Source organism: Legionella sp. km772 (genome assembly GCF_003989735.1).
GTDB lineage: Bacteria > Pseudomonadota > Gammaproteobacteria > Legionellales > Legionellaceae > Legionella.
Genome location: NZ_RZGQ01000010.1, coordinates 23,334 through 41,390 on the forward strand (window position 1 = coordinate 23,334; position 18,057 = coordinate 41,390).

Consider the following 18,057-nt stretch of genomic DNA (forward strand, 5'->3'; position numbering starts at 1 on the left):
TATAATTACTCGATTATTTTAGCGACAACACCGGCGCCTACAGTACGGCCACCTTCTCTAATTGCAAAACGTAAACCTTCAGTCATCGCAATCGGTGCATGTAAGTTAACAGTTAATTGTACGTTATCACCAGGCATTACCATTTCAATACCGGCAGGTAAATCACAAGTTCCTGTCACGTCGGTTGTTCTGAAGTAAAACTGTGGTCGGTATCCATTGAAGAATGGTGTATGTCTTCCACCTTCATCTTTAGATAGTACGTATACTTCCGCTTCAAATTTAGTGTGAGGCTTAATTGTACCTGGTTTTGCTAGTACTTGTCCACGCTCAACTTCATCTCGCTTAGTTCCACGTAATAATACCCCTACGTTATCTCCAGCGCGACCTTCGTCAAGTAATTTACGGAACATTTCAACACCAGTACAAGTAGTCTTTTGTGTATCTCTTATTCCTACGATTTCAACTTCTTCACCAACTTTAACAATTCCGCTCTCAACACGGCCAGTTACTACTGTACCACGTCCAGAAATAGAGAATACGTCTTCGATTGGTAATAAGAATGCTTTATCAATATTACGTACAGGCTCAGGAATATAAGCATCTAATGTGTCTACTAATTTCTCAATAGCTGCTACACCAATCTCGCTTGTGTCGCCTTCTAATGCTTTTAGAGCAGAGCCAACAACGATTGGAATATCATCACCAGGAAACTCATAGCTGCTTAATAAATCACGCACTTCCATTTCTACTAATTCTAGTAATTCTGGATCGTCTACCATATCTGCTTTATTCATGAATACAACAATGTATGGTACACCTACTTGGCGTGATAATAGGATGTGCTCTCTAGTTTGTGGCATTGGGCCATCAGCTGCAGAAACAACTAATATAGCGCCGTCCATCTGTGCAGCTCCAGTGATCATGTTCTTAACATAGTCAGCATGGCCTGGGCAATCAACGTGCGCATAGTGTCTATTCGTAGATTCGTACTCAACGTGTGCAGTAGAAATTGTAATTCCACGCTCTCTTTCTTCTGGTGCAGCATCAATTTGGTCGTACGCTTTCGCTTCTCCACCAAACTTCTTAGCCATAATGGTTGTAATAGCCGCTGTTAATGTTGTCTTACCGTGATCTACGTGTCCGATTGTTCCCACATTAACGTGTGGTTTTTTACGTTCAAATTTTTCCTTCGCCATTTCAATAACCTCATTAACTTTTATTGTTTCTTGATAATTGCTTCAGCAATATTATTAGGTGCCTCAGCGTACTTAGAAAATTCCATCGTATATGTTGCTCTTCCCTGAGTAGCAGAACGTAGATCAGTTGAGTAACCAAACATCTCTGCAAGTGGTACTTCAGCTCGAACAATTTTTCCAGCTGGAGAATCTTCCATACCTTGAACTAAACCACGACGTCTATTGAGGTCACCCATCACATCACCCATGTAATCTTCTGGAGTAACAACTTCAACTGCCATAATTGGCTCAAGTAAAACTGGCTTAGCTTTTAAAGCGCCTTGTTTAAAGCATTGCGAACCAGCAATTTTAAAGGCCATTTCGCTTGAGTCTACTTCATGGAACGAACCATCAAATAGAGTAACTTTAACATCCACTACTGGGTAACCAGCAATTACTCCATTTTGCATTTGTTCCTGAATACCTTTATCAACTGCCGGGATGTATTCTTTTGGAATTACACCACCAACAATTGCATTAATAAATTCGTAACCCTTCCCTGCTTCTTGAGGTTCAATTTTCAACCAAACATGACCGTATTGTCCACGCCCACCTGATTGTCTTACGAATTTACCTTCCTGCTCTACAGGTTGTTTTAATGTTTCACGATAAGCAACTTGTGGTTTTCCGACATTCGCTTCTACATTAAACTCTCTTCGCATACGATCGACAATAATTTCAAGATGTAATTCACCCATCCCTTCAATAATTGTTTGACCGCTTTCTTCGTCTGTATGAACTCTAAATGAAGGATCTTCTTGCGCCAACTTACCTAAAGCGATACCCATTTTTTCCTGGTCAGCCTTAGTTCTTGGTTCCACTGCAACTGCAATTACCGGATCTGGAAAATCCATTCTTTCTAATATTACTGGATGAGCAATATCACAAAGAGTATCCCCAGTGGTCACAGTTTTTAAACCTACTGCTGCTGCGATATCACCTGCACGAACTTCCTTAATTTCTTCACGCGAATTAGCATGCATTTGCAATAGACGCCCAATTCGTTCTTTTTTATCTTTAACCGAATTTAGTACGGTATCGCCAGACTTTACTATCCCCGAATAGGCTCGGAAATAGGTAAGAGTTCCAACGAAGGGATCTGTTGCAATCTTAAAAGCTAGCGCAGAGAAAGGGGCATCATAACTGGTTTTTCTTGATGTTTCATTGCCGTCTTCATCTGTACCTTGCACATCAGGGATATCAATAGGTGAAGGAAGATACTCAACTACGCCATCTAATACTGCTTGGACACCTTTATTCTTAAAGGCTGAACCACAAAATACAGGGACAATTTGGTTGGTCACTGTAAGGTGGCGTAATGAGGTTTTAATTTCCTGTTCAGTAAGTTCTTTACCTTCAAGGTATTTTTCCATCAAGTCTTCAGAACCTTCGGCAGCTGCTTCGACTAATAAAGTACGGTATTGTTCACACTCTGCTAAAAGCTCTTGCGGTACCTCACCATATTGAAAGGTCATACCTTTATTATCTTCATCCCAATGAATAGCCTTCATTTTGATAAGATCAATGACACCTTTGAAATCTTCTTCCGCTCCAACAGGAATTTGCACCACTACCGGATTTGAACCTAGACGCTGCTTTATCTGGGTTACAACCCGATGAAAGTTAGCGCCCATTCTATCCATTTTGTTCACAAACACGATACGTGGAACACCATATTTGTTTGCTTGTCGCCACACTGTCTCGGACTGAGGTTCAACACCTGATACTGAATCAAATACTACCACCGCACCATCTAGAACACGTAAAGAACGCTCTACTTCAATCATGAAGTCAACGTGTCCCGGTGTATCAATAATGTTAATACGATGTGCCTCAAACTGCTTATCCATACCTTGCCAATAACAGGTAGTCGCTGCAGAAGTAATGGTAATGCCGCGCTCTTGCTCTTGAACCATCCAGTCCATAGTCGCAGCGCCGTCATGTACCTCACCAATTTTATGAGACATACCGGTATAGTACAAAACACGTTCAGTCGTGGTAGTTTTACCAGCGTCCACGTGGGCAGCAATGCCTATGTTCCTATATCGATTTAATGGAGTTGACACGGAATACCTCTCTTAATTCCATCTAAAATGAGCAAAGGCTTGGTTTGCTTTCGCCATTTTATGAGTGTCTTCACGCTTTTTCACTGCCGACCCTTTAGTTTCATAGGCATCCATCAGCTCACCAGCTAAACGTAGCATCATACCTTTCTCACCACGTGAACGAGCTGCTTGAACGATCCAACGCATACCTAAAGCAATACTACGGTCGTGTCTTACTTCTACTGGAACTTGGTAAGTTGCTCCACCTACACGGCGTGAACGAACTTCCACGCTTGGGCGCACGTTATTTAAAGCATCTTCGAAATAACGTAAAACAAGGCTAGTAGCACTACTAGAACCTGAATCGCCACTTTCGTCGTCAGCTTTTTTAGTTTTCTTTACGCGCTCTTCTAAAACATCTAAAGCACCGTAAATAATTTTTTCAGCAGTAGATTTTTTACCGCTAACCATTAATACGTTAATAAATTTTGCCAATAACTCACTGTGATGTTTTGGATCTGGCAGAATCTCTCGTTTGGGGACTTCTCTTCTTCTAGGCATCTTAATTTCCTACAATCAGTTATTTTTTATCTTTTGGTTTTTTTGTACCATACTTAGAACGACCTTGTTTACGATCGTTAACTCCTGAAGTATCTAAACTACCGCGAACGGTGTGATAGCGCACCCCAGGTAAGTCTTTAACACGACCACCTCTGATAAGAACAACAGAGTGTTCTTGGAGGTTATGGCCTTCACCACCGATGTATGAGCTTACTTCAAACCCATTGGTTAAACGTACACGAGCAACCTTACGCATAGCTGAGTTAGGTTTTTTAGGTGTAGTAGTATAAACGCGTGTACATACACCGCGTCGCTGTGGACATGACTCTAGTGCTGGGACGTTACTTTTCTTTTTTACGTCGGCACGAGGCTTTCTTACTAACTGATTAATAGTAGCCATTTCTACTTAACTCCGATCTGTCACTTGTGAATATTTCGAATGCATAAGGAGGCCGGATTCTATATAGGTATGGCAGGTTTGTCAAGTTTAAACCTGCCTTTTTTGAATCCAGATTAGTGATCATGATTATCTGCGTTTAATGCTTCACTTAACGCATGTTCAACATCACTTGCAGTAACTGTATGAATTACATGGTCACCACCTGCTGCAGCTCTTGCTTTTTTTGCCTTTCGGCTTTGGTGATAAGTGTACCCAGTTCCAGCTGGAATCAAGCGACCTACCATCACATTTTCCTTTAAGCCACGTAAATCATCAATTTTTCCGCTTACTGCAGCTTCGGTTAGAACCCTAGTGGTTTCCTGGAACGATGCAGCAGAAATAAATGATTCTGTAGCTAATGATGCTTTAGTAATACCCAATAGAATTGGAGTACCACGAGCAACTTGTTTACCTTCTGCAATGAGGCGATCATTTTCTTCCAGCATAACGCTTTCTTCAATTTGCTCACCTACTAGGAATTTTGAATCTCCTGCAAAGGTAATTACTCTTTTACGTAACATTTGTCTGACAATAGTTTCAATATGCTTGTCATTGATTTTTACACCTTGTAAACGATATACGTCCTGTACTTCATTCACAATATAATTTGCTAAAGCACCTACTCCTAACAAACGTAAAATATCATGCGGGTTAAATGCTCCCTCTGCAATGATTTCACCACGTTCCACATGTTCCCCTTCGAACACAGAAATATGGCGCCATTTGGGAATTAATTCTTCATGGCATTGATCTTCATTAACATTAATAATTAATCTACGTTTGCCTTTAGTTTCTTTACCAAAGTTAACTAAACCAGAGACCTCTGCCATAACGGCTGAATCTTTCGGCTTACGGGCTTCAAATAAATCCGCAACCCTTGGTAGACCCCCGGTGATATCGCGTGTTTTAGAGCGTTCTTGTGGGATACGAGCAATGACGTCCCCAATTCCGACTAAACCGCCGTCCTCAAAATTTACAATCGCATCTACTGGTAGATAATATTGTGCAGGGACATTGGTACCTGCTAGATAGATATCTTCGCCATCATCACCAACTAATTTCACCATTGGTTTTAAGTCACGACCAGCAGCACTACGCTGTTTAGCATCGATAATTACTATATTGCTCAAGCCGGTTAATTCATCAGTTTGTCGATTCATGGTCATACCTTCAATCAAATCAACAAACTTCAGATTTCCTCTTACTTCAGAAATAACTGGATGGGTATGTGGATCCCAAGTAGCAATAACCTGTCCAGCATCTACTGGCGAGTTATCATGAACCGAAATTACCGCACCGTAAGGTACTTTATAGCGTTCGCGCTCACGACCAAACTCATCCACAATAGTAACTTCTCCTGAACGCGATACCGCTACCAGGTTTTTATTCTCATGTGTTACCGTTTTGATGTTATGTAAACGAATAACACCTTTCGTTTTAATTTGGATATTATTAGCAGCAGTTGCTCGAGATGCGGCGCCTCCAATGTGGAAGGTACGCATGGTTAACTGAGTACCAGGTTCACCAATTGATTGTGCAGCGATGATCCCTACAGCCTCACCGGTATTAACTAGATGTCCGCGAGCTAGGTCACGGCCATAGCAGCTAGCACATAGCCCAAAGCGAGTCTGGCAAGTAATTGGTGAGCGAACCATGATTTGATCGACACCATGCTTTTCCAGTTTAGCAACCCACTCTTCATCAAGTAAGGTTCCGGCTGTTACTACAGGTTCCGTTTGATTTGGAATATAGACATCTGTTGCGACAACTCGTCCTAACACCCGTTCTTGTAGAGGTTCTACAATATCTCCCCCCTCAATCAACGGTTGCATTAGAATACCCGTATCAACACCACAGTCATCTTCAGTAATTACTACGTCTTGTGCCACATCAACTAAACGTCGGGTTAAATAACCAGAGTTTGCTGTTTTTAACGCGGTATCCGCTAGACCTTTACGGGCTCCGTGAGTAGAAATAAAGTATTGGAATACATTCAATCCCTCGCGGAAGTTTGCAGTAATGGGCGTTTCAATAATCGAGCCATCTGGTGCTGCCATTAATCCACGCATACCAGCTAACTGTCTTATCTGTGCCGCCGAACCCCTTGCGCCTGAATCGGCCATCATAAAGATCGGGTTAAAGGATTCTTGTCTAACTTTTTTACCTTCAATATTAGTAACTTCTTCAGTCGCAATTCGCGTCATCATCGACTTAGCAACTAATTCATTAGTACGTGACCAAATATCGATTACTTTATTATAACGCTCACCATTGGTTACGAGGCCTGAACGGAATTGCGATTCGATCTCACGTACTTCGTTATCTGCATGCTCAATGATGGTGGCTTTGTCTTCAGGTATTTCCATATCTTCTATACCAATAGAAATACCAGAGCGTGTAGCGTATTTAAATCCTGTATACATTAATTGGTCAGCAAAGATTACTGTTTCTTTTAAACCAAAGTTTCTATAACAATTATCGATAACTTTAGAAATTACCTTTTTAGTCATAGTTCTATTGATAGTAGCAAAAGGCATGCCCTTCGGTAATACTTCAGCCAGAATAGCACGACCCACTGTAGTCTCTACTAAATGGTAATCAGTACTCTCGTCTTTCAGCATGCGAATTTTTATTTTGGCATGAATATCAATATGTCCAGCTTCATAGAAGTTTTTCGCTTCTTGCGCACTGACAAATATTTTGCCTTCGCCTAAAGCGTTAACTTTTTCACGGGTCAGATAATATAAGCCTAATACCACGTCTTGGCTGGGAACAATAATTGGCTCACCATTCGCTGGTGACAAAATATTGTTGGTCGACATCATCAATGATCGGGCTTCTAATTGCGCCTCCAGAGTTAGGGGCACATGCACCGCCATTTGGTCTCCGTCGAAGTCCGCGTTATAAGCCGTACAAACTAAAGGATGCAATTGGATTGCCTTTCCTTCGATTAAAACAGGCTCAAATGCTTGAATACCTAAACGGTGTAAAGTTGGCGCGCGGTTTAACAGAATAGGATGCTCACGAATTACATCATCTAAAATATCCCATACCACTGACTCTTCTCGTTCAACCATTTTTTTCGCAGCTTTGATCGTGGTTGCTAAACCGCGAAACTCTAATTTGGAGAAAATAAAGGGTTTGAATAATTCTAAGGCCATTTTTTTAGGCAAACCACATTGGTGTAAACGCAAAGTGGGACCCACTACAATTACCGAACGGCCAGAATAGTCAACGCGCTTTCCTAGAAGGTTTTGACGAAAACGACCTTGCTTACCTTTAATCATATCGGCAAGTGATTTTAATGGTCTTTTGTTCGTACCAGTAATAGCACGCCCTCTTCGACCATTGTCAAGCAGAGCATCAACCGATTCTTGCAACATACGTTTTTCATTGCGTACGATAATATCAGGGGCGTTAAGATCAAGGAGTCTCTTTAAACGATTGTTTCTATTAATAACGCGTCGATAAAGATCATTGAGATCTGAGGTAGCGAATCGGCCACCATCAAGTGGTACTAAAGGTCGTAAATCAGGCGGAAGAACAGGCAATACATCCATGATCATCCACTCAGGTTTATTTCCTGAATCATAAAACGCTTCTAGTAGTTTTAAGCGTTTAGTGATTTTTTTAATTTTAGTTTCAGAATTGGTCGTCGGTAGTTCTTCCCGTAAATTGCGTATCTCATCTTCGAGGTCAATTTGCCGTAATAAATCGCGAATAGCTTCTGCACCCATGCGCGCATCGAACTCATCGCCGTATTGCTCCATAGCATCAAGATAGGCTTCATCATTTAATAATTGCCCACGCTCTAATTCAGTCATGCCCGGGTCAACAACCACAAAAGCTTCAAAATACAGAACGCGCTCAATATCTCTTAAGGTCATATCCAGCAATAAACCAATTCTGGATGGAAGCGATTTAAGAAACCAAATATGTGCAACTGGGCTTGCTAATTCAATGTGGCCCATGCGCTCACGACGAACTTTCGCCAATGCTAATTCTACGCCGCATTTTTCGCAGATAACACCACGATGTTTTAAACGTTTGTACTTACCACACAGACATTCATAGTCCTTAACTGGTCCAAACGTTTTTGCGCAGAATAAGCCATCTCGCTCTGGCTTAAAAGTGCGGTAATTAATCGTTTCAGGTTTTTTTACTTCCCCATAAGACCATGAGCGAATTAATTCTGGTGAAGCCAATGCGATCTTAATCGCATCGAACTCTTCACTTTGCCCCTGTTGTTTGAGGATTCCTAATAAATCACTCATTACAGGTGCTTTTTTCATTGGGTCGTTGCTTAGAGTAGCCAAGTCTATGCCTCCAAAAATTGGTTAGTCAGTATCACGAAACGGTTAATCATGATCTAATTCAATATCAATACCTAATGCTCTAATTTCTTTCAATAGCACATTGAAAGACTCAGGCATACCTGGGTCCATACGATGATCACCATCGACTATATTTTTATAGATCTTTGTTCTTCCGCCTACGTCATCTGATTTAACAGTTAACATTTCCTGTAATGTATATGCAGCTCCATAAGCTTCTAGTGCCCACACTTCCATCTCTCCAAAGCGCTGTCCACCGAATTGCGCTTTACCACCTAGAGGTTGTTGGGTAACTAAGCTATAAGAACCCGTAGAACGAGCATGCATCTTATCATCAACTAAGTGATTTAATTTCAGCATGTACATATAACCTACAGTTACTTTGTTATCAAACTTATTACCTGTTCTACCATCTATTAGAGTTGTTTTACCATCTGAGGGTAAATCAGCTAACAATAGCATCCGCTTAATTTCGTCTTCTGATGCACCATCGAAAACAGGTGTAGCCATTGGCACACCAGCACGAAGGTTATCAGCCAATCTAAATAATTCACTTTCACTCAAGCAATCAAGGTTTATACGCTGCTTATCATGGTTGTAAATTTGATTCAAGAAAGACTTTATCTCTTCGCTGGTCTTTTTCTTTTCTAGCAATTGCTCAATCTTTTGACCTAAGCCTTTTGCAGCAAGTCCTAGATGGGTTTCAAGTACCTGGCCAATATTCATCCGTGAAGGTACGCCTAAAGGATTGAGTACGATATCAACAGCCGTACCATCTTCCATATGAGGCATGTCTTCAATTGGCACAACCATTGAGATAACCCCTTTGTTACCATGACGTCCCGCCATCTTATCACCAGGCTGAATACGTCGCTTAACTGCTAAATAAACTTTAACAATTTTTAAGACGCCAGGAGCGAGATCATCACCTTGAATGATTTTCTTACGACTATCATTAAAGCGCTTTTCCATCTCTTTAGTAAGTAGTTCTAATTGCTTCGATAACTGCTCTAATTGCTGGCTTGTTTCATCATGTTCGATGCGGATATCAAACCACTTTTCACGATCCACTCTATCTAAATAATCTTGTGACACAGTAGAGCCAGGTTTTAAATTACTGGGTCCGCCGTTAGCAACTTTATCTAACAGCAAATTCGCAACACGGTGATAAATATCTTCCTCACGAATTCGGCGCTCATCGATTAAGTCTTTGCGCACGCGAGCTAAATGCTCTTCTTCGATGCTTTTAGCACGGGCGTCTTTGTCAAGACCATCACGAGTGAAAACTTGTACGTCAATAACTGTACCATTCATACCAGAAGGAACACGTAATGATGAATCTTTAACATCGGAAGCCTTTTCACCAAAAATCGCTCTTAGTAATTTTTCTTCAGGAGTTAATTGAGTCTCACCCTTTGGTGTTACCTTACCAACCAGAATGTCACCCGCACTTACTTCTGCACCAATAAATACAACACCTGACTCATCTAAATTAGATAAAGCAGATTCGCCCACATTCGGAATATCCGCAGTGATCTCTTCAGTACCAAGTTTGGTATCGCGTGCAATACAGGTTAGCTCTTCTATATGAATCGTTGTAAATCTATCTTCTTTAACGATTCGCTCAGATAATAAAATAGAGTCTTCGAAGTTATATCCATTCCAAGGCATAAACGCGACGAGTAAATTTTGCCCTAAGGCTAATTCACCCATATCAGTACATGGACCATCCGCGAGCACATCACCTCGTTGGATACGATCACCCGTAGAAACTATCGGACGCTGGTTAATACAGGTATCTTGGTTAGAACGGAAGTATTTGGTCAGGTTATAAATATCAACCCCAGTTTCCCCAGCAGTAGTTTCATCATCATTCACACGGACAACAATACGAGATGCATCCACTAAATCAATAACTCCACCGCGCTTAGCAACAACGGATACTCCAGAATCAGAGGCCACAATACGTTCCATTCCAGTACCTACTAAAGGCTTTTCTGAACGTAAAGTAGGAACAGCCTGACGTTGCATGTTTGAACCCATTAATGCGCGGTTCGCGTCGTCATGCTCTAAGAATGGAATAAGCGATGCAGCTACCGAAACGATTTGTTTGGGCGAGACATCCATATAATTAATTTTATCAGGTGTAGTAAGAGAAAATTCATTTTGATGACGGCAAGGAACTAAATCAGCTAAAATGTTACCTTGAGCATCAAGAGCTACACTAGATTGTGCAATATATTGATCAACTTCTTCAATGGCCGAGAGGTATTCCAGTTCATCGGTTACGCGACCATCAACTACTTTACGGCAAGGGGTCTCAATGAAACCATAATCATTGGTACGAGCATAAACGGATAAGGAATTGATCAAGCCAATGTTTGGACCTTCAGGTGTCTCAATAGGACAAACACGTCCATAGTGAGTGGTATGAACGTCACGGACTTCAAATCCGGCGCGCTCACGTGTTAAACCACCTGGGCCTAAGGCTGATACACGTCGTTTATGGGTTACACCCGATAAAGGATTCACTTGATCCATAAACTGTGATAACTGGCTTGAGCCAAAGAATTCTTTTACTGCAGCAGAGACTGGCTTAGCATTAATCAAGTCTTGCGGCATTAAATTTTCTGACTCCACTAGGCTTAAACGTTCTTTGACTGCGCGTTCAACACGAACAAGACCAACCCTAAATTGGTTTTCCGCCATTTCACCAACACTACGAACCCGGCGGTTTCCTAGATGGTCAATGTCATCAACCATTCCAATACCATTACGGATATCGATTAAGGTCTTAATCACTGATAGAATGTCTTCTTTGGTTAAAGTACCAGGACCATCATCGTTCTTTCTACCTACGCGCCGATTAAATTTCATCCGTCCTACGGCAGATAAATCATAACGCTCATCAACAAAGAAGAGATTCTTAAATAGAGCTTCTGCTGCTTCTTTGGTTGGTGGTTCACCGGGACGCATCATACGATAAATTTCAACTAAAGCTTCCAATTGGGAAGTAGTCGGATCGATTTTTAAGGTATCCGAAATATAAGAACCATGATCGAGATCATTGGTATAAATCATATCAATATTCACAATACCACTGTTAGCCATGGTATCGAGCAAATCTTCGGTGATTTCGTCGTTGGCTTGGGCAATGAACTCACCAGTTGCCGTGTCGATAATATTTTTAGCGAGTGTTTTACCGAGCAAGTAATCTCTAGGAACGACTAGATCCTTCATCAGCGCCTTTTCCATTTGCTTAATATGGCGTGCTGTTATGCGTCGACCTTGCTCAACAATTAACTCACCTGTGTCAGGAATTAATATATCAAAAGAAGCAATTTCGCCTCTTAAGCGTTGTGGAATGAGGTCAATATGATACTCACCGTTTTTAAGGTGACAGCTTGTAATTTCAAAAAATTCAGCAAGAATATCTTCTGCTTCATAACCTAAGGCTCTTAATAAAATAGATACCGGTAGTTTACGTCGTCTATCGATACGTGCGTAGACGCAATCCTTCGGATCAAATTCAAAATCTAACCATGAACCACGGTAAGGAATAATTCGTGCGGAATATAGTAGTTTTCCTGATGAGTGGGTCTTTCCTTTATCATGTTCAAATATAACACCAGGTGAGCGATGTAGCTGCGATACAACAACTCGTTCAGTACCGTTAATAACAAAAGTACCTACATCAGTCATTAAAGGAATTTCGCCCATAAAAACATCTTGCTCTCTGATGTCTTTTATTGGCTTAGGTTCATCACTTGCATCTTTATCAAGTACTACTAATCTTATTTTAACTCGCAATGGAGCAGAATAGGTTAACCCTCTTAATTTACACTCGCGAACATCGAATGCAGGTTCACCTAACTTATAACCAACATATTCTAGTCTTGCATTACCAGAAAAACTTTCAATGGGAAACACCGATGAGAATGCTGCATGCAATCCGGTATTCATTTGTTCATTTAATTTGCTATCAGCTTGGAGAAAATCCCTATAGGACTTAAGTTGGATTTCAAGCAGATTGGGTATATCCATTATATCAGTCTGCTTACCAAAGCTTTTGCGAAATCGTTTTTTCTCAGCATGTGAATATTGAGGTTTAGCTTCTGCAACGGCCATGGTGGTTCCTCTGTAAATTATTGATGACTTCAAACGCATAAACCCAGCCATGTAACCATGGCTGGGTCTTGTATAACTAATGTAACTTAATTATTTAACTTCTACTGTAGCGCCAGCTTCTTCAAGTTCTTTCTTGATTTTTTCAGCTTCGTCTTTAGATACAGCTTCTTTAACTGTTGATGGTGCACCTTCTACTAAATCTTTAGCTTCTTTTAAGCCAAGACCAGTGATACCACGAACAACTTTAATAACGTTTACTTTGTTAGAACCAAAGCTAGTCATAACAACGTTAAATTCAGTTTGTTCTTCAGCAGCAGCACCAGCAGCAGCTGGGGCAGCAACTGCAACTGCAGCTGCAGCAGCAGAAACACCAAATTTCTCTTCCATTGCTTCGATTAACTCAACAACTTCCATTACTGACATGTTAGAAATTGTTTCTAAAATTTCATTTTTTGATACAGCCATTACTAGCTCCTAAATTATAAATTGGGTTATGATTAAATCGTAATTAACCTGCTTTTTGATCTTTTACTGCTGCTATAGTTCTCACTAATTTAGCATGTGGTTCAGCAAGAGTACGAACAAATTTCTCAACAGGCGCTTTCATTACATACATTAACTTGGCTATCGCTTCATCACGAGTCGGCAAGCTAGCTACAGCATCAATTTGTGCCGCATTATATACTTTACCGCCTACAGATAGAGCTTTAACTTCAAGTTTATCAAACGTTTTCGCAAAGTCTTTTAATAAACGTGCCGCATCACTAGGTGCTTCTAGAGATAAGGCTACAAATAAAGGACCTACGAGTAAATCGTTTAAGCATTCGAATTCAGTGTTTTTAAACGCTCTGCGGGTAAGAGTGTTTCTTACCACACGAAGGTATACACCTGATTTTCGAGCTTGTGTACGTAACTGCGTCATTTGATTAACAGTTAAACCACGATAATCAGCAACTACTGCCGAAATAGCCTTTGAAGCAACTTCTGCCACTTCTTCTACTACGGCTTTTTTGCCAGCTAAATCTAATGTCACGTTACTGACCTCCTAAGTTGTACAAATCACTAGGATTTGACAGTTATGGTGGCCGTCTCTGAAATATTCTGAGCCGGTTCACCGTCTGCGCAGGAAATTAAGCCGAAGCACCTGCGGTCTTCGACGGCATGGAACCTAATCTATGCCGTGAATTCTTAAAATGGGTGTGTATTTTATACAGGTATTGATGAAATATCAATAGGCAATCCAGGACCCATTGTTGAAGATAGGGAGATTTTCTTTAAGTATTGTCCCTTAGAAGAAGTAGGCTTCGCCTTTTTAAGATCATTAATAAGAGCAACCATATTTTCTAAGATGTCTTCAGCTGGGAAATCAACTTTACCGACTGTACAATGAATAATCCCGTTTTTGTCTGTTCTATAACGAACCTGACCAGATTTGGCATCATTGACTGCATTTTCAACATTGGTAGTCACTGTACCTACTTTAGGATTCGGCATTAGGCCTCTTGGACCTAAAACTTGACCTAGCTGGCCAACTATGCGCATTGCATCTGGAGTAGCAATGACCACATCAAAATCCATAAATCCTGATTTAATCTTATCTGCTAAGTCTTCAAAACCAACAATATCTGCACCGGCAGCTTTAGCTTTAGTTGCATTGTCGCCTTGTGCGAAGACTGCAACTCGTACTGTCTTACCTGTACCTTTGGGTAAGTTCGTAGACGAGCGAACAACTTGATCAGATTTGCGTGGGTCAACGCCTAAGTTAATACTAATATCTAAACTTTCACGGAATTTTGATGATGTGAATTGCTTCAATATCGCTACTGCATCTGAAACCGTATATAAATGATTTACTTTTACTACCTCAGCAATTTTCTTTTGCTTTTTCGTTAATTTTGACATGCTAACCCCTTATTCTAAACCTTCAACGTCAATACCCATACTGCGAGCAGTACCTGCAATACTTCGAACTGCTGCTGCTAAATCGGCTGCAGTTAAATCAGGTGCTTTTAATTTCGCAATTTCTTCCAGTTTACTAACGTGTAGCTTAGCCACTTTCTTAGTGTTGGGTGTACCACTTCCACTTTGAATCCCAGCAGCTTTCTTCAACAGCACAGAAGCAGGTGGTGTCTTGGTAACAAAGGTAAAACTACGATCATTATATACAGTAATTACAACAGGTGTTGGTAAGCCTTGTTCCATATTTTGAGTTGCCGCGTTAAACGCCTTACAGAACTCCATAATATTTACACCGCGTTGACCTAGTGCAGGTCCTACAGGTGGACTTGGATTTGCTTTTCCTGCTGGAATTTGCAATTTTATATATGCTTCTACTTTCTTAGCCATATTTACTCCTTATGGGTCATACGCTAATTTAAATTAGCTCCCCGATTAACAAAAACTTTATTTGCTTAGCCGTTTAACTCTTTTCAACCTGACCAAACTCTAACTCTACTGGTGTCGAACGTCCGAAGATAAGAACAGCAACTTTTAATTTATTCTTCTCATAGTTTACTTCTTCGACTACACCGTTAAAGTCCACAAAAGGACCTTCTTTAACACGAATAACCTCACCTGGTTCAAAGAGAATTTTAGGTCTTGGTTTAGTAACACCATCTTCAACCCGTTGCATAATCGCTTGGGCTTCTTTATCAGTAATAGGAGTAGGCGTTTGACTTGTTCCACCAATAAAACCTAAAACCCTGGGAATGGCTCTCACCATATGCCAAGTTTGATCATCCATTACCATATTTACTAGTACATAACCCGGAAAAAATTTACGAGTGCTTTTACGTTTTTGACCAGAACGCATTTCCACAACTTCTTCGGAAGGAACAACCACTTCACCAATTTTCTCTTCAAGATTATGGTGTTTAGCTCGAGATATAATTTCCCGCATTACGAAATTTTCATACCCTGAATAGGCATGCACAACGTACCATTGCTTTGATTTCTGCTCATCCACCTTATTCACCCTAAATGTGTTATTTTAGCTATAGCCCACATCATAGCCGAATCTATTCCCCAGAGAATAAAACCAGTTAGTGTAACCATAACCATTACTATGGTCGTCGTCTGTATAGTTTCTTGACGGGTTGGCCAAACTACTTTAAGCAATTCAATTTTTGCTTCTTGAGCAAATGAAAAGACTTGTTTGCCAATAGTTGTGAAGTAACCAAGGATCAAAGTTAAAACAAGCCAGCTAAGCCATAGCATTGCTTGAATTGGACCAGATAGTGAGTAGTAATAGGTGCAAAAAAAGGCCGCTATAGTGATAGCCACTATAGCGAACCAAGATAGTATATCCTGCGTCTTACTTTCGTTTGTACTTTTCATATTTACTTAGTAATTTGGCAGGCCAGGAGGGAATCGAACCCCCAACCTGCGGTTTTGGAGACCGCCACTCTGCCAATTGAGCTACTGGCCTAAATTAGTTGGCATGAATCAGAGTATTCATGCCAAAACTTAAAACGTTACTCGATTATTTTAGCAACAACACCGGCGCCTACAGTACGGCCACCTTCTCTAATTGCAAAACGTAAACCTTCAGTCATCGCAATCGGTGCATGTAAGTTAACAGTTAATTGTACGTTATCACCAGGCATTACCATTTCAATACCGGCAGGTAAATCACAAGTTCCTGTCACGTCGGTTGTTCTGAAGTAAAACTGTGGTCGGTATCCATTGAAGAATGGTGTATGTCTTCCACCTTCATCTTTAGATAGTACATATACTTCCGCTTCAAATTTAGTGTGAGGCTTAATTGTACCTGGTTTTGCTAGTACTTGTCCACGCTCAACTTCATCTCGCTTAGTTCCACGCAATAATACCCCTACGTTATCTCCAGCGCGACCTTCGTCAAGTAATTTACGGAACATTTCAACACCAGTACAAGTAGTCTTTTGTGTATCTCTTATTCCTACGATTTCAACTTCTTCACCAACTTTAACAATTCCGCTCTCAACACGGCCAGTTACTACTGTACCACGTCCAGAAATAGAGAATACGTCTTCGATTGGTAATAAGAATGCTTTATCAATATTACGTACAGGCTCTGGAATATAAGCATCTAATGTGTCTACTAATTTCTCAATAGCTGCTACACCAATCTCGCTTGTGTCGCCTTCTAATGCTTTTAGAGCAGAGCCAACAACGATTGGAATATCATCACCAGGAAACTCATAGCTGCTTAATAAATCACGCACTTCCATTTCTACTAATTCTAGTAATTCAGGATCGTCTACCATATCTGCTTTATTCATGAATACAACAATGTATGGTACACCTACTTGGCGTGATAATAGGATGTGCTCTCTAGTTTGTGGCATTGGGCCATCAGCTGCAGAAACAACTAATATAGCGCCGTCCATCTGTGCAGCTCCAGTGATCATGTTCTTAACATAGTCAGCATGGCCTGGGCAATCAACGTGAGCATAGTGTCTATTCGTAGATTCGTACTCAACGTGTGCAGTAGAAATTGTAATTCCACGCTCTCTTTCTTCTGGTGCAGCATCAATTTGGTCGTACGCTTTTGCTTCTCCACCAAACTTCTTAGCCATAATGGTTGTAATAGCTGCGGTTAATGTAGTTTTACCATGGTCTACGTGACCGATTGTCCCCACATTAACGTGTGGCTTCTTACGCTCAAATTTTTCCTTCGCCATCGGAAAGTCTCCCCGTTTGCTAAATTAATATTTACATGGTGCCCACAACTGGACTCGAACCAACGACCTCTTCCTTACCAAGGAAGTGCTCTACCGCCTGAGCTATGTGGGCTTATACTAGCTTAATAACTCTAAGTACAAAACTTTTAATATTTGGAGCGGGTGATGGGAATCGAACCCACGCTATCAGCTTGGAAGGCTGAAGTTCTACCATTGAACTACACCCGCTGTTTAACCTTTGTAACTGGTGGAGGGGGAAGGATTCGAACCTTCGAAGGCAGAGCCGTCAGATTTACAGTCTGATCCCTTTGACCGCTCGGGAACCCCTCCAGAATGAACGCAATTGTCTTTTAATGTTAAAATAATGTCAATACCAATTGACATTATTTTAAACTTAGATGGTGCTGGCACCAGGAATCGAACCCGGGACCTACTGATTACAAGTCAGTTGCTCTACCAACTGAGCTACGCCAGCATATGCTCTTTACATTTAAGCAACATATGATTTTCTATGTTGCTTCGTACTACTAAATAAAGCCCTGGCGATGCCCTACTTTCGCATGAGGAGACCTCACACTATCATTGGCGCAGGAATGTTTCACTACTGAGTTCGAGATGGGATCAGGTGGTTCCAAACCGCTATGTTCGCCA

13 protein-coding genes, 5 tRNA genes and 1 rRNA gene are annotated in these 18,057 nt (G+C 40.9%); all 19 read right to left on the bottom strand.

The window, feature by feature from the left end; genetic code table 11:
- Positions 1–5: 5 nt before the first annotated feature.
- The gene (gene tuf, locus ELY15_RS02395) at positions 6–1,196 is read right to left on the bottom strand and encodes an elongation factor Tu (RefSeq protein WP_127098064.1); all 1,191 of its coding nucleotides are present in this window, start codon (positions 1,194–1,196) and stop codon (positions 6–8) included.
- 20 nt (positions 1,197–1,216) lie between these two features.
- The gene (gene fusA, locus ELY15_RS02400; protein ID WP_127098065.1) at positions 1,217–3,301 is read right to left on the bottom strand and encodes an elongation factor G; all 2,085 of its coding nucleotides are present in this window, start codon (positions 3,299–3,301) and stop codon (positions 1,217–1,219) included.
- 12 nt (positions 3,302–3,313) lie between these two features.
- A complete protein-coding gene (gene rpsG, locus ELY15_RS02405) occupies positions 3,314–3,841 on the bottom strand; it encodes a 30S ribosomal protein S7 (RefSeq protein WP_127098066.1) in 528 nt (175 codons plus the stop codon).
- 19 nt (positions 3,842–3,860) lie between these two features.
- Positions 3,861–4,241 (bottom strand): 30S ribosomal protein S12, encoded by a 381-nt coding sequence (rpsL, locus tag ELY15_RS02410; protein ID WP_127098067.1) that lies wholly within the window; start codon positions 4,239–4,241, stop codon positions 3,861–3,863.
- A gap of 113 nt (positions 4,242–4,354) precedes the next feature.
- Entirely contained in the window at positions 4,355–8,554 is a 4,200-nt protein-coding gene (gene rpoC / locus ELY15_RS02415; RefSeq protein WP_199744150.1) for a DNA-directed RNA polymerase subunit beta', read from the bottom strand.
- An 84-nt stretch (positions 8,555–8,638) separates the two neighbouring features.
- A complete protein-coding gene (gene rpoB, locus ELY15_RS02420; protein ID WP_127098069.1) occupies positions 8,639–12,742 on the bottom strand; it encodes a DNA-directed RNA polymerase subunit beta in 4,104 nt (1,367 codons plus the stop codon).
- Positions 12,743–12,832: 90 nt separating this feature from the next.
- Positions 12,833–13,207: a 50S ribosomal protein L7/L12 gene (gene rplL / locus ELY15_RS02425; protein ID WP_127098070.1), complete on the bottom strand. Its 375-nt coding sequence runs from the start codon at positions 13,205–13,207 to the stop codon at positions 12,833–12,835.
- Positions 13,208–13,250: 43 nt separating this feature from the next.
- A complete protein-coding gene (rplJ, locus tag ELY15_RS02430) occupies positions 13,251–13,775 on the bottom strand; it encodes a 50S ribosomal protein L10 (RefSeq protein WP_127098071.1) in 525 nt (174 codons plus the stop codon).
- Between the two features lie 173 nt (positions 13,776–13,948).
- Positions 13,949–14,644, bottom strand: coding sequence for a 50S ribosomal protein L1 (gene rplA, locus ELY15_RS02435; RefSeq protein ID WP_127098072.1), 696 nt, complete (start codon positions 14,642–14,644; stop codon positions 13,949–13,951).
- A 9-nt stretch (positions 14,645–14,653) separates the two neighbouring features.
- Complete coding sequence (rplK, locus tag ELY15_RS02440; RefSeq protein WP_127098073.1) at positions 14,654–15,088, bottom strand: 50S ribosomal protein L11; 435 nt, start codon at positions 15,086–15,088, stop codon at positions 14,654–14,656.
- A 73-nt stretch (positions 15,089–15,161) separates the two neighbouring features.
- Positions 15,162–15,707 (bottom strand): transcription termination/antitermination protein NusG, encoded by a 546-nt coding sequence (gene nusG / locus ELY15_RS02445; RefSeq protein WP_199744145.1) that lies wholly within the window; start codon positions 15,705–15,707, stop codon positions 15,162–15,164.
- 5 nt (positions 15,708–15,712) lie between these two features.
- Positions 15,713–16,078 (bottom strand): preprotein translocase subunit SecE, encoded by a 366-nt coding sequence (gene secE, locus ELY15_RS02450; protein ID WP_127098075.1) that lies wholly within the window; start codon positions 16,076–16,078, stop codon positions 15,713–15,715.
- A gap of 15 nt (positions 16,079–16,093) precedes the next feature.
- A tRNA-Trp gene (locus ELY15_RS02455) sits at positions 16,094–16,169 on the bottom strand.
- A 46-nt stretch (positions 16,170–16,215) separates the two neighbouring features.
- Positions 16,216–17,406, bottom strand: coding sequence for an elongation factor Tu (gene tuf, locus ELY15_RS02460; protein ID WP_127098064.1), 1,191 nt, complete (start codon positions 17,404–17,406; stop codon positions 16,216–16,218).
- A 36-nt stretch (positions 17,407–17,442) separates the two neighbouring features.
- Positions 17,443–17,518, bottom strand: a tRNA-Thr gene (locus ELY15_RS02465).
- Positions 17,519–17,560: 42 nt separating this feature from the next.
- Positions 17,561–17,634: transfer RNA gene (locus ELY15_RS02470), tRNA-Gly, on the bottom strand.
- A 17-nt stretch (positions 17,635–17,651) separates the two neighbouring features.
- Positions 17,652–17,736 (bottom strand) — tRNA-Tyr (locus tag ELY15_RS02475).
- Between the two features lie 69 nt (positions 17,737–17,805).
- Positions 17,806–17,881, bottom strand: a tRNA-Thr gene (locus ELY15_RS02480).
- Between the two features lie 62 nt (positions 17,882–17,943).
- A 5S ribosomal RNA gene (rrf, locus tag ELY15_RS02485) occupies positions 17,944–18,057 on the bottom strand; the annotation flags it as partial.